Source organism: Candidatus Velamenicoccus archaeovorus (assembly GCF_004102945.1).
GTDB classification, from domain to species: domain Bacteria; phylum Omnitrophota; class Gorgyraeia; order Velamenicoccales; family Velamenicoccaceae; genus Velamenicoccus; species Velamenicoccus archaeovorus.
The window spans coordinates 174,095-186,939 of sequence record NZ_CP019384.1 but is presented as its reverse complement, the minus strand read 5'-3'; the positions used below and the strand labels follow the sequence as shown (position 1 = coordinate 186,939).

The 12,845-nt window shown below is 55.0% G+C and carries 11 protein-coding genes; all 11 read right to left on the bottom strand.

Annotation, left to right across the window (positions count from 1 at the left end):
• Positions 1-209 precede the first annotated feature (209 nt).
• The 11 genes from BU251_RS00305 to BU251_RS00255 all read right to left on the bottom strand — a co-directional run bounded on the left by BU251_RS00305 (position 210) and on the right by BU251_RS00255 (position 12,845).
• Positions 210-614 (bottom strand): YHS domain-containing protein, encoded by a 405-nt coding sequence (locus tag BU251_RS00305; RefSeq protein WP_228767813.1) that lies wholly within the window; start codon positions 612-614, stop codon positions 210-212.
• A gap of 141 nt (positions 615-755) precedes the next feature.
• Entirely contained in the window at positions 756-2,027 is a 1,272-nt protein-coding gene (locus BU251_RS00300) for an ArsB/NhaD family transporter (protein WP_128698928.1), read from the bottom strand.
• A gap of 1 nt (position 2,028) precedes the next feature.
• The gene (locus BU251_RS00295) at positions 2,029-2,229 is read right to left on the bottom strand and encodes a phosphohydrolase (RefSeq protein WP_128698927.1); all 201 of its coding nucleotides are present in this window, start codon (positions 2,227-2,229) and stop codon (positions 2,029-2,031) included.
• 83 nt (positions 2,230-2,312) lie between these two features.
• Positions 2,313-3,389, bottom strand: a complete 1,077-nt coding sequence (locus BU251_RS00290; protein ID WP_128698926.1) for a hypothetical protein — start codon at positions 3,387-3,389, stop codon at positions 2,313-2,315.
• Complete coding sequence (locus BU251_RS00285; protein WP_128698925.1) at positions 3,386-5,113, bottom strand: ferrous iron transporter B; 1,728 nt, start codon at positions 5,111-5,113, stop codon at positions 3,386-3,388. Before BU251_RS00285 ends, BU251_RS00290 begins: the two co-directional genes overlap by 4 nt.
• Complete coding sequence (locus BU251_RS00280; RefSeq protein ID WP_128698924.1) at positions 5,110-5,367, bottom strand: FeoA family protein; 258 nt, start codon at positions 5,365-5,367, stop codon at positions 5,110-5,112. The genes BU251_RS00285 and BU251_RS00280 overlap by 4 nt, the downstream gene beginning before the upstream one ends.
• A 30-nt stretch (positions 5,368-5,397) precedes the next feature.
• A complete protein-coding gene (locus BU251_RS00275) occupies positions 5,398-7,095 on the bottom strand; it encodes a YgiQ family radical SAM protein (protein ID WP_128698923.1) in 1,698 nt (565 codons plus the stop codon).
• A gap of 150 nt (positions 7,096-7,245) precedes the next feature.
• Entirely contained in the window at positions 7,246-9,342 is a 2,097-nt protein-coding gene (locus BU251_RS00270; RefSeq protein WP_128698922.1) for a sodium-translocating pyrophosphatase, read from the bottom strand.
• A 108-nt stretch (positions 9,343-9,450) separates the two neighbouring features.
• A complete protein-coding gene (locus tag BU251_RS00265) occupies positions 9,451-10,629 on the bottom strand; it encodes a cytochrome c biogenesis protein (RefSeq protein WP_128698921.1) in 1,179 nt (392 codons plus the stop codon).
• A 21-nt stretch (positions 10,630-10,650) separates the two neighbouring features.
• Entirely contained in the window at positions 10,651-11,619 is a 969-nt protein-coding gene (locus tag BU251_RS00260; RefSeq protein ID WP_128698920.1) for a hemolysin family protein, read from the bottom strand.
• On the bottom strand, positions 11,610-12,845 hold the full coding sequence (locus tag BU251_RS00255; protein WP_128698919.1) for a hemolysin family protein: 1,236 nt from the start codon (positions 12,843-12,845) through the stop codon (positions 11,610-11,612). Before BU251_RS00255 ends, BU251_RS00260 begins: the two co-directional genes overlap by 10 nt.

Below are 12,845 nucleotides of genomic sequence, written 5' to 3'. Positions count from 1 at the left end.
AGACGCTCTTTTGAAACACTCCCCCGGAACAAAAAAGAAGAGTGGAATTTCCGTCCGGGGCTCCTTTTTTCTTTGGAACAATTCCCAAATGATCCTATCGGCTATCCCCTGAAGGGGCTTCCTCCCAAAGGCAACCGCATTCCCGCCGCCACAACTTAGACGGGCCAACCGATCTTTAGCGGCGGGCATCCCCGGCCCTGGCCGCGGGATTAATCCGCAGGTCCGTTATCTGTTTCGTCCATCAACGGGCCGTCTTCCATGCCGCTCAGATTGTCCGGCATCTCTCCGGATTCCTCGGATTGCCGGGCTTGCGTCTTGGCAACGCTCTCTTCGGCCCTGGCGGCGTAGGTATCAGGATCTTTCATGAATTCACCCTTGCAGGCCTCAGAACAAAGATTGTAGATCTTTCCTTTGTATTCTATGCCGTATTTGCCGAGATCCTCCTTAGGAATCTTCTTGCCCGTCACCGGACACACTTTATTGTCGACAGTCGCAACAGTCGTTTGTGGATCCGTCCCATGCATCGCTTCGTCCGACATCGGGGACTGAGCACAAACGGGGGCTATCCCGCAAAGAAAAAATGAAAAAACCAACAGCGTCGTCCGCATCTTCATGATTCCTCCTCATTCCGCCTCTGGCAGAATGACTCCGCAGCCTGCGAAGTTCATTTTGCGAACGCCATGGCCCGCCTCCGGCGAGACCGAGGCGTTCGCGAGCAAAATGAACAAGCGTTTAGGCAAGGAGTCCTTTGGTTGTCAATGAGACCAAATAAACCATACAAACAAATATGCCGCTGCCACGGCCGCCAGCGTAAACGGCAAGCCCATTTTTGCAAACTGTCCAAAACCGACCCTATGGCCCTCTTTCTTGAGCAGGCCGCAGGCGACGATGTTGGCCGAAGCGCCGATAGGCGTGATGTTGCCGCCGAGGCTTGCGCCGATCAGAAGACCGAAGAGAAACAGCGAAGGCTGGATGCCGAGCCTGGCTGCCATCGACATGGCCACCGGCAGCATGGCGGCCAAAAACGGCACGTTATCCACAAAGGCCGAGACAAAAACCGCGACAAAAACCAAAAGCGTATAGCCCAAAAAGATATTGGAACCGACGAGCGAAGAAAGAAATTCCGCCGTCCTGTCGATCCATCCCGTATGGGTCATGGCGCCCACAAGGACAAAAACACCGGCCAGAAAAAACGTCGTGTCCCAATCCAGGGCCTTGAGCGTCGCGCGTACGCCGCCCTTGAAGATGAATTTCCGCCAGAGGATCGCAACAATGCCTGCGATCATGCACAAAACCCCCGCCATGTAAGAAAATCCCGCGTCAAAGAACGACGAAAGCGCCAATAAGACGATGAGGCCCGTCAAAAGAAACGTCGGAAATAACGAAAGGACCTTTTCCGTCCGCAAGAGCTTTTCTTTTTGCTTGAGGCGGCGGAAAAACAGATAGAGGACGGCAAAAGACACCAGGGCCCCCAGTTCCACGGCAAAAAAGATACTCAGCCGGCCCCGGTAAAAGAAAAAATCCATAAAGGTCATCTTGGCATAGCCGCCCAGAAGCATGCTGGGCGGATCGCCGATCAAGGTCGCCGCCCCCTGGAGGTTGCTGGAAATGGCGATGCCGATCATCATGTTGACAGGGTTGATATCGAGCTTTTTGGAGAGGGAAAGCGCGATGGGCGCGACGATCAGCACCGTCGCCACATTCTCGACAAAGGCCGAAATGACTCCGGTCATGACACAGATCAAAAGAACCGCCCAGCATGTATTCCTGGCCTTGTTGATGATGACCTCAGCGATGTAGGCGGGCATGCGGCTCTCCATAAAAACGTCGGCGACAGCCAGCGTCCCCACAAAGATCCCCATGACGTTCCAGTTGATCGCCCGCGCCGCCTCCGGAGGCGACAAGACGCCTGTCGCGACCAAAATGACGGCCCCGGCGACCGCCACAGGCATCCGGCGGGCCGGAAAAACGATAAAAAGGACATAGGCCAGAATAAAAATGATTGCGGCTATCGCGGGATAAAACATATCAAAACCTCATCAGGCAATCCTTGGCGACCTTGCACCAGTAGATACACGAATCTTTTTCTGTGTAAGCGACGTCTTTTTTGCACGACGGACACCGGCGCTTCGGCTCGTCTGAAAAAAACTCAACCTCCGTGCCGCAGAAGGGACACTTGATATACCTCACCTTGATGTCTTTTTCCCTGCCGGGGCAATGAGTGAACATAGTGGTTTTAGCTGGAAGCTGAGCTTTGGGCTGTCATCCGGCAATTGGAAAAGCTCAGCTTCGGAAAGTTTAGCTTCGACCCGTTAAATTAAATATTTCCTTGTTTCTTCGTCACCAAAAGCTTCGACGGTTATAGTCTCTATTTTATCGCCATGCTTGACGTTAACAGAGATATTCTTCGAAGTCTTGGCTGCATCGAAATACCTCGCCGTGATGCCGGCCGCAAGACGCACCGTGTCTCCTTGCGAAAAATCCCCGCGCCCCAGGCCGGAGGCGCCGGCCGCATCATGCGCAGGATAAAAAAGGTAATCGCCCGCCGACGTCAGGGCCTCCAACTTTTCGTTCTCATGCTGGTTCTTCCCCACGACCAGCTTGACGCGATCGGTGAGCCTGAAATACCTGCCGTGGTTCAACAACTGAATATCTTCCATTGTCAGTTCGTCATGGTCGATCAGGTCCCGTATGCGGCGGGAAAAAGCAGGATCCGTCAGAAGACAACCGCCTGCAGGACACGGGTAATCTTTAATGTTGTAATCCTCGGCCAGCTTCATCTGGGGTTTCCGTCCCCGTCCGCTGATGTTCAAGAGCTTCTCGCGGTCCACCCACCCCTCTGTTTCGGCAATGGTCGGCTCAAGCAACCGGGCAGACAGGGGCCGCAAGACCAAGCCTTTGACGCCCGCCTCGCGTTCGATGATGTGCATGGCATCGCGGCGCTGAGACATGGGACGCTGACCCAGCACTTCGCCCGTGATCAGAAACTTTGCCCCCAGATCATCCATCAGCTGCCGTGCTTTTTTAAGCATCAGGATCCGGCAATCGATGCACGGATTGATGTTCGAGCCGTAACCGTGCTTTGGCGATTTAAGAACCTCGAGAAAATCTTTTGTGACATTGACAATCTTCAAGGGGATACCCAGCTGCTCTGAAACGAATTTTGCTTCATGGCGACAGCCTGCCTTCCCATGGCCTATATCTTTGTCGTCCCTCGACTCCGCTCGGGACTCCCTCGGCCCCACGAGAGAAGAACGGCCTCGGTCGCAGCGGCAGAACGGCGAGACAAAATTGGCGGCAATGACATCCACCCCCTGGTCCATCACCACCTTCGTGGCCAGGGTGCTGTCGAGTCCTCCGGAAACAAGCGCAATGGCTTTTATCTTCATAGAACCAAATTAAGGAATCCGCCGGCGGCCAGGGTCGCCAGAACCATGATGCCGGTGGCCGCCAGCAAATACTTCCAGCCCAATTCTTTCAGGAAAATAATGAATGTCGCGATGCAGGGAAACGACATCGACAAGACCACGCAGGCGATCACGGTCTGTTTAAAACCCATCTGCAGCGGCAGAAGCAGCCCTGCGGCGATATCTTTGCGCAAAAAACCGATCAACAAAGGAAAAGCCGCCTCTCCCGGAAGGCCGAGGATGGTACGCGTGACAGGCGCAAAAATGCTGCTGGCGGCCTCAAGGACGCGAAAATACTGCAACAGGTTGACGACAAGAACCCCGGCAATGACAAACGGAAAGGCATCAATAATAAACTCCCTGACCCGCAGCCAAAGCTTGGAAAAGATAATGTTCATCGGCGGAAACCGGTAATGCGGGATCTCAAGAACCAGCTCCGGGCTATAGCCTTTGAGCACCTTGTTGAGCACAAGCCCGATGACGAGCCATGCGACCAACAACGTCCCGAAGACGATCGCCAAGCCCCCCATCCCCCACGGTCCCAGAAGCTTGATCATCATCGCCTGGAGCGCGGCGCAAGGCACGGCGATGGAGATCAACGTCGAGGCGATAAAACGTTCACGCTTGCTCTCCAGAACGCGCGTCGCCATGATCCCGGGCACATTGCATCCAAAACCCAAAAGAACAGGAATAATGGCAAAACCGTGCAGGCCGACTCTATGCATCAAGGCATCCAAAAGGAGCGCGAAACGCGGCAGATACCCTATATCTTCAATAATTCCTAGGATAAGGTAAAAAGAAATGATATAGGGCAACACCATGTCGAATTCGACATAAGGGGCAGTCGTCAACAGGCCGATCGAGTTTTTGAAATCGATCTTGCCATCGATCAGCTCGCCGATCAAGATATGGTGGCCGAACGTCCCCGGCTGCAGAAAGGCGCTGAGCTTCATCAAAAGCGGCGCATACACATCGTTAAAAAGGGGGTCGAAGACATACTGGATCAGACCCTCGCCGATAAAACGCACGCTCTTGAAAACAGCATAAATGACGCCTATTCCGATAAGCAGACCTGTGAACGGCCGGATCGAAAGGTCCTCCATCATCTCGCGCAACGTATGATGCCTGTGCGTCAGGCGCTGGGCCTGGCTGACAATGACGCCGACGGCGCGCCAGATCTCTTCATGGGTCCTCTGCCGCGGCGGCCGGGGGACGCCCTGAAAGAGACGTTCTCTCAAAACCTTGATGCCCACGCCTGTCACGGCGCAGGTCGAGATGACCGGAACGCCCAAGAGCTCCTCAAGCTTGGCGGCATCGATATCTATGCCCCTGTGCTTGATATCGTCGCACATGTTCAAGACCACGACAACAGGATACCCTTTGTCGATCAAATCAAGAGTCAGGTGCAGATTGCGTTCCAGGTTCGTGGCATCGACGATATTGAGGATAAAACAATCTTTTTCCCGGCAGCAGACATCGTCCAAGAACGTACAGGTCACCTCTTCGGCCTTTGAGGTCGGCTCCAGGCTGTAGGTACCCGGCATGTCGATGACTTCATAGGTCTCCTCGCCGACGCTCATGATCCCTTTGCGGTATTCCACCGTCGTTCCAGGATAATTGGACGTGATGACGCGCACGCCTGTCAGGCGCGCGAAAATGACACTTTTGCCGACATTGGGATTACCGATAAGGATGATCTTTTTCATGAAGGCTTGACGGGGGGTTCAGCGCTGACTTCAACGATTACTTTTTCAGCCATGCCATGCCCAAGGGCCAGGGTCGTATGCCCGATCCGGACGGCGACAGGGCCGCGCAGCGCAAAGGCGCTCAACTTCACCAGTTGTTCGCCAGGCCGTAACCCCATCATCGAAAGCCTGTGCGCCACTTCTTTGCCGCCAGCGAGCTCCACGATCCTGGCTTTCGATCCTTTTTTCAGCTGAGTCAGAGAAAGCTTAAGCATGCTACGTTAGATTATAGAGGAAGGCGACGTTTAGTCAAGGAGCTTCGCCCCCTGAACCATCCGTCTCTGCTGGAGCCTTTCGTGCCTCGAGCGGGCGACGTAGAGAGGCCTGCCTGTTTCCGGATCCAATCCCGTGTAATACATGCAGGACGATCGCGTCATGGGCAAAGGAATAAAATCCTGGATCTGCCGCGGCGTATATCCCATGGTCCTGGTGAATGCCGCCAACTCTTCGGCCTCTTTCGGACCGCAGCCGGGATGGGCTGTGATGAAATACTGGGCCAAATATTGCTTCTTCCCAAGCTCTTTATTCAAGGCCGCGTATTCCCTGGAAAACTGTTGCAGGATGTTCTTGCGCGGCTTATGCATCAGATCGCAGATAGCATCTGCGACATGCTCCGGCGCGATCTTGAGCTGGCCGCTGATAAAATACCGGCACAAAAGACGAAAATATTCCCGTGCCTGTGGCAGCAGAAGAAGTTCATAGCGCATCCCGCTCTGGATATGCACCTGCCTGACGCCGGACGCCCGACGCACGGATTCCAGCATCTGCGCCTGTTTTTTAAAGTCCAGCTCCAGATTCGGACAGACCTCCGGCCAAAGACAATCGGTGCGGCTGCACCGGTATCCCCGGCTGCAAGAGGCAGCATACATATTCGCTGTCGACCCTCCCACGTCCGTGATAACCCCCTTGGACTTCCTGTCGCCAGCGATCTTTGACGCTTCCTGCACGAGAGAAGCCGCACTGCGGCCCTGGATCACCTTACCCTGATGCAGGGACAAGGAACAAAAAGAGCACGCCGCCAGGCAACCCCTGTGGCTGACAATGGAGGCCTCGACGGTCTTGAGCGCCGGCACGCCGCCATAACGCATGTAGTCCGGGTGGCAGCGCCGGCTGAACGGCAGGCTATAAAGACTGTCCATCTCGTCCTGCGTCAAAGGCAGGGCCGGCGGCAGCTGGATACAAAAACGCGTGTCCGTCTCTTGCGCAACGACGCGCGCCGTAAAAGGATTGGATTCCTTGCTGTAAAGATTGAAGGCTTCGACGAATTTCTTTTTATCAGACCGCACCTCTTCGAACGACGGCAGGACGACCGGACGATCAAAACCGTCACAGGTCTTGCGGACGATCACCGTGCCGCGGATATCGTCCATCCGGTCTATTTTTTCTTTGGCCTTGAGCCTGGAAGCGATCTCAGTCACCGGACGCTCCCCCATCCCATAGACGAGCATATCGGCCTTGGCGTCAAAAAGAATGGAGCGCCTCACCGCATCCGTCCAAAAATCGTAATAGCTCAATCGCCTCAGGGAAGCCTCCAGGCCGCCGATCACGACGGGCGTCCCGGCAAAGAGTTGACGCAATTTCTGGGTATAAACGATCGTCGGCAGCCTGGGCCTCAGCCCCCTGGCGCCCCCCGGGGAATACTTGTCTTCTTTGCGCAGGCTCATGCCCGATGTGTAGATGGCCAGCATTGAATCCAGGTTGCCGGCCGTCACCCCGAAAAAAAGCTCCGGCCGCCCCAGCTTCAGAAAATCTGCGTCCTTCTTCCAGTCCGGCTGTGCGATGATGCCGACCCTGTACCCCAGAGATTCCAAGAACCTCCCCAGAAGGGCAACGCCGAAGCTCGGATGGTCGCAATAGGCATCGGCCATGACAAAAATCACATCGCAGGCGCTCCAGCCGCGCGCACGCATCTCCTCCTTGTTCGTAGGCAATAGATGTTCCATGGTCTTTGCATTATACCATATTCCGTCGATGAATATCTCACCGCAGGACGACGCGGGATAAAAAGCCCCCGCTCTTGCGAAGCGGGGGCTTTTGTAACCTGCGCTATTCTTTTATTCTAATCTGCGCCTGCCGGCCGGCAGGTAATCGTTTTATTTCATCAAGGTATTGCTGATGACAAACGAAGCAAAAACGATGGAGACCATGGACATGAGCTTAATCAGGATGTTCAACGACGGGCCTGACGTGTCCTTGAACGGATCGCCGACCGTATCGCCCACGACAGCGGCCTTATGGGCGAAAGACCCTTTGCCGCCGTGATGGCCTTCTTCGATATATTTCTTGGCGTTATCCCAGGCGCCGCCGGAATTAGCCATCATAACAGCCAGGACGAAACCCGTAACAGTCGCGCCGATGAGAAGGCCCGCCTGCGCCTCAAGCCCGGCCAATAAACCTACCACAATAGGAGAGATGATCGCAAGCAACGACGGCAGGATCATTTCTTTCTGCGCGGCCTTTGTCGCGATCATGACGCACCCCGCGTAATCGGGTTTAACCCTGCCTTCCATCAGTCCGACGATCTCCTTGAACTGACGGCGGACTTCCACGACAATGCCCGACGCCGCGCGGCCCACGGCCTGCATGGTCAACGCGCAGAACGCAAACGGCAGCATACCGCCGATAAACAAACCGATGATGACCTTAGGGTTCATCAGCGACAAGTCCACGGTCTTTCCGAACATAACAACCTGATCATTATACGCGGCGATCAAAGCCAGGGCCGTCAATGCCGCCGATCCGATGGCGAAGCCCTTGCCTGTGGCCGCAGTCGTATTCCCTAAAGAATCGAGGGCATCTGTCCTCTTGCGTACACTCGGGTCAAGTTTGGACATCTCGGCATTGCCGCCGGCATTGTCTGCGATCGGACCATAAGCATCCGTCGCCAATGTAATGCCCAAGGTAGACAGCATGCCTACCGCTGAAATCGCCACGCCGTAGAGACCTGCATTGAAATTTGTCGCACCGCCGGCAAGGTAATAACTGGCCAGGATCGCAATGCAGACCACGATGATTGGAACGGCCGTTGACAGCATTCCGACGGCCATGCCGCCGATGATCACGGTCGCAGGACCTGTGATGGCGGCATCAGCCACCTTTTTAGTCGGGCCGTAACCGCTCGAAGTGTAGAATTCCGTCGAAATTCCTAAAAGGACGCCGGCGATCAAGCCCGACAGGATCGCCCAATAAACGCCCATGTGCCCCGGGCCCAAAGTATATTTCACGAGAGGATAGGACGCGATCAAGATTAGGATGGCGCTCGTAAAAACACCTTTCCTCAAAGCCCAGAGGAGCGCCCCCTGGGACGCGTCTTCTTTGCTTCTGACAAAGAACGTCCCGATAACCGATGCCAAGACGCCGACAGCCGCCATGACCATGGGGACCGTCACGCCGGCCACGCCTAAACCTGCGGCGACGCCGAGAGCTGACGTTGCAACGATGGAGCCGACATAGGATTCATAAAGATCCGCGCCCATCCCTGCCACATCACCCACGTTATCGCCGACATTATCCGCGATGACGGCGGGGTTCCTCGGATCGTCTTCAGGGATGCCAGCCTCGACCTTACCGACCAAATCTGCGCCCACGTCCGCGGCCTTGGTGAAGATCCCGCCGCCGACCCTGGCGAAAAGCGCCTGGGAACTGGCGCCCATGCCGAAACAAAGCATGGTGGAGGTGATAACGGCAATCTTATCCTGCCCCGGCGCCAACGGATGCATGTTGTACCACCAGTTCAGACCGAAATACCAAATACTCAAATCCAAAAGGCCGAAGCCGACAACGAGCAACCCCATGACCGCGCCTGCGGAAAACGCCACGCGAAGCCCTGAGTTCAGGCTCTTCTGGGCGGCGTTCGTTGTGCGGGCACTGGCATTGGTCGCCATCTTCATCCCGAGAAAACCGCAAAGACCCGAGAAGAAACCACCGGTCAAAAAGGCAAAGGGAACAACCGGAGCCAGGTTCCCGAGCTTAACCAATATGTTCAAAATGACGAAAACGACGACAAAAAAAACAGCGACAATGGTATACTGGCGTTTCAGATAGGCTGCTGCGCCTACCTTGACGGCTTGCGCGATCTCGCGCATCCGCGGTGTACCCTCATCCCGCCTGACGACGGTCCACGCCAAAAATCCGGCGAAACCCAGCGCCAAAAGAGATCCTGCGGGCGCCAAATACAACAAGTCAAACATGTTCCTCCCCCTTTTGTTTTGATCAAAAAGATGTTCTTATATAAAAAATAAAAATTTTTCCCTTACTATAATACAATGCGCCTGTTTTGGCAAGCGTTTATTTAGATGTTACCAGAGAAGCCCGCTCCAAAGCGCAGCGCCCAGCCCCAAAAAGACGGCGGCCATGGCCAGCTTGATCAACCCCAGGCGCTTTTTGGCAAAAGCCTCAAAATCCCTTGAGGTGGCGCCGATGAGAGCGAGGACCAGAACGACAATCAGGGGAATGATAAACATGAAGTTGTAGACGAAAAGATAGAACAGGGCCCTGATGCGCATCGAGCCTTCCCTCAGGACGATGACGATCGTCGGAAGATAAAGCTGCCCTGTGCAGACGGCCTCAAGCACCGATATCAGGAACCCCACGACCAGGGCGCTGATAAAGAGGCCGCCCATGGCCTTTCTTTTTTCGCCGGTGCCTTTGCGATAATACTCTCCCACAATGGCATGGATCTTGTTTTTGACAATGCGGGGCAATTGCAAAGCCATATCATCCGTCCGGCCTGTCTTCTTATAATAAAGGTAGTCCCGGACCGCCAGGCATCCCAAAAAGATGCTGAGCGCCCCCACCAGGAAATACAGCGCCTTGGACAACCAGAAGATCGCATCAATCCTGTAGAGGATATTGAAGAGACCCAGGCCGATGGCCAGATACGTCAAAAAGACCGCCAGGATATAGGCGCTGCCGATCAAAAACATCTCCCTGCGGCGATAGCCCATGAGGCTCAGGAAAGAAACAAAAAATACGATCACGGTGAATGCGCAAGGGTTGATCCCGTCGACCAGACCCGCTCCGATGACGGCGAGCGGACCGAAAGACCGGAAGTGCTCCAGGATGTCGACACCGGGCCGCAAGGGCAAAACCTCCACCCCGCCGCCGCGAAGCTGCCCCTCGATGGCGGATTCCAGGTGGTCGGCGTTATCCGCCAAACCGATCAAGACCCGCTTGCCGACCACAACGGTCGGCGTCCCCAGCTTCTTGCCTATATCCTTTTCCAGCTGTAAAAAAATCTCGTAATTCTCCCTCTGGAGGATATCCAGATACGTCCAGCGGACGCGATTGCCGAATTTCTCCGCCAGCGGCGGGATGACATCATGAAGCAGTCTCACACAGGCCCCGCAGTGAGGCTGATGAAAAATCTTGACCTCCACAACTCCGCCTTCAGGCGCATCAAAAGCAGCCAGACGTCCGCCGAAAGACAAAAACATCCAAAATCCCAACGCCAGAACCAACACGGTCTTGTATCTCATGGCTCCCTCTCGTTTAAAACCCTATCTTTCAGCCGAAGTCAATCTGGAAGTGATCTCCTCCATCAGGTCTTCCATGGCGAGGATCCCCACAAGCTCGGTCCCCTTATAGACGGCCGCCATATTCTCCTTTTGCGGCTGGAGACGCGAAAAGACTTTGTCCAGGCTCTCCTCCTGCTCCACCCGGACGATCGGACGGACCAAAGACGGCCAATCGCGGAACTGCGCATAAAAAATATCGAAAATGTTCACCATGCCCTTGAGCTCCTTGCCGCTGAAAACCGGGAAACGCGTAAAAGACGAAGCGCGGATCTTCTGTTTCAAGGAAACGGCATCTTCGCCGATATCAAAACTCATGACATCTTTCAGCGGGATCATGATGTCTGCGGCGCGCGTCAAGGTCATGTCGAAAATCTTGTCGATCGCCTCCTTTTCCTGAGGCTCCAGGATCCCTTCGCGGGAGATATCCTTGATCAGGGATTTGATCTCGTCTTTGGTCAGGAACGGATTCTTCTTCAGACCCGTCGGGCTGACCAAGCGCGCGATCGTCGAGGCCAGAAAGCTGAAAAAAGCCACGAGAGGCAAAAGGACCCTCGAGAAGAATTCGACAGGGCCGGCGACGGCCAAAACAAGTCTGTTGGCATGATACCGCGCCACGGTCTTTGTCAACAACTGGGCGAAAATGAACGACAAGGGCGTCATGACCAGCGTCGTTGCCAGGGCCGCATAGAGAGGCAGGAATTCTGCGAAAACGGCCGTCGCGCAGGCGGAAGAGACGACGACACAAAGGTTCGTCCCGACGAGCGTCGTCGCCAAAAGACGGTCCGGTTTCTTGAGAAGGTCATGGACGAGAATGGCCCTCTTGTTCTTTTTTTCAATCAGATGCATGAGCTTCAAAAAATTCACGGACGTGAAAGCCGTCTCTGCGCCGGAAAAGAAGGCCTCGCCCATCAATGCCAGACCGATGAAAAAAAGAAGGATACCTAAGCCCATTTTTTAAGGATCATGCTTTTGATGCGGCGGCCTGCGACCTTCTCCACCGTAAACTCGCCGTCCTGCGTCTGGATACTCTCGCCTTCAGACGGGATCTTGCCGAAGATATCAAGAAGAAAACCTGCCATAGTCTCGTAATCCCCTTTTTTGATGCGCAGGCCGCATATCCGGACAGCCTCTTCCACCGGAACCTTTCCGTTCAAGCGAAAAACGCCCTTGCCCAGCGACTCGATCATCCTCTCCGGCGCCTTGAATTCGTCGTTGATCTCCCCGAAGATCTCCTCTAGGATATCCTCCAGCGTCACAAGCCCTGAGGTCCCGCCGTACTCGTCGACAACAACGGCAAGCCTGGCGTCCTGCTTATAAAAATCCTTGATCAGGACGCTGATCTTCTTTGTGGCCGGCACGAACATGACAGGCCTGACCAGCTCTGCCAGGGGTTTTTCGGTATCGAGGAACAGGTCTTTGGCGGCCACGAAACCCTGGATATTATCGAAGGAGTCCTTGTAGGCGGGAAATCTGGAATGCAGGCCTGCGCGGGCCGCGTCCCGGACCCTCGGAGCGTCCCAATCCATAGAGATCGCCTTGATGTCCATGCGGGGCGTCATGATCTCCTGGGCCGTCGTCGTGGTCAACTCCAGGATCGAGACGACCATTTCCTTCTCGTTTTTGCCGACGATACCGTGCTTATGGACGACTTCGATGACGGTCTTGAACTCTTCTTCTGTCAGGGTCGGCTCCTTTTTCGGCTGCCACCCCATGGCAGAGATGATCGCATCGCAGATTTTCGTCGACAAAAACAGGAAAGGACGAAAAAGACGCTCAAAGACATAGAGGGGGCGGGACAGGACATAGCTCAATCGCTCATTGTTGTGGATGGCAATGGTCTTGGGCGTCACCTCGCCGAACAAGAGAAGGACGAAGGTCGTCACGCCGATCGAAACGCTGACACCCGGCTGCCCCAGAAGATCCATCAAGAGGGATGTCATGAGCGCGGCGATCGCGATATTCACAAGGGTGTTCCCGGCCAGGATGGTCGTGAGACACCGCAGGGGGTTCTCCATGAGCCTGATGATCCTGGATGTGTCCCTGCCGCCCTGGCCGAGCCTTTTGATCTTGATGGAATCCAAAGAGAACAGGGCCGTCTCGGAGGCGGAGAAAAAGGCCGAGAAGGACAAAAAAACAACAAGCAGGCCGAATTTAAGAATAACCAGAGACACTGTCAT

What these genes read in the sequence shown, in the direction of transcription:
- BU251_RS00300 (WP_128698928.1), bottom strand. Translation starts at nt 2,027, where the DNA reads ATGTTTTATCCCGCGATAGCCGCAATCATTTTTATTCTGGCCTATGTC.
- BU251_RS00290 (WP_128698926.1), bottom strand. Translation starts at nt 3,389, where the DNA reads ATGAAGATAAAAGCCATTGCGCTTGTTTCCGGAGGACTCGACAGCACC.
- BU251_RS00270 (WP_128698922.1), bottom strand. Translation starts at nt 9,342, where the DNA reads ATGTTTGACTTGTTGTATTTGGCGCCCGCAGGATCTCTTTTGGCGCTG.
- BU251_RS00265 (WP_128698921.1), bottom strand. Translation starts at nt 10,629, where the DNA reads ATGAGATACAAGACCGTGTTGGTTCTGGCGTTGGGATTTTGGATGTTT.
- BU251_RS00285 (WP_128698925.1), bottom strand. Translation starts at nt 5,113, where the DNA reads ATGAAAAAGATCATCCTTATCGGTAATCCCAATGTCGGCAAAAGTGTC.
- BU251_RS00255 (WP_128698919.1), bottom strand. Translation starts at nt 12,845, where the DNA reads ATGACAGTGTCTCTGGTTATTCTTAAATTCGGCCTGCTTGTTGTTTTT.
- BU251_RS00305 (WP_228767813.1), bottom strand. Translation starts at nt 614, where the DNA reads ATGAAGATGCGGACGACGCTGTTGGTTTTTTCATTTTTTCTTTGCGGG.
- BU251_RS00260 (WP_128698920.1), bottom strand. Translation starts at nt 11,619, where the DNA reads ATGGGCTTAGGTATCCTTCTTTTTTTCATCGGTCTGGCATTGATGGGC.
- BU251_RS00280 (WP_128698924.1), bottom strand. Translation starts at nt 5,367, where the DNA reads ATGCTTAAGCTTTCTCTGACTCAGCTGAAAAAAGGATCGAAAGCCAGG.
- BU251_RS00275 (WP_128698923.1), bottom strand. Translation starts at nt 7,095, where the DNA reads ATGGAACATCTATTGCCTACGAACAAGGAGGAGATGCGTGCGCGCGGC.
- BU251_RS00295 (WP_128698927.1), bottom strand. Translation starts at nt 2,229, where the DNA reads ATGTTCACTCATTGCCCCGGCAGGGAAAAAGACATCAAGGTGAGGTAT.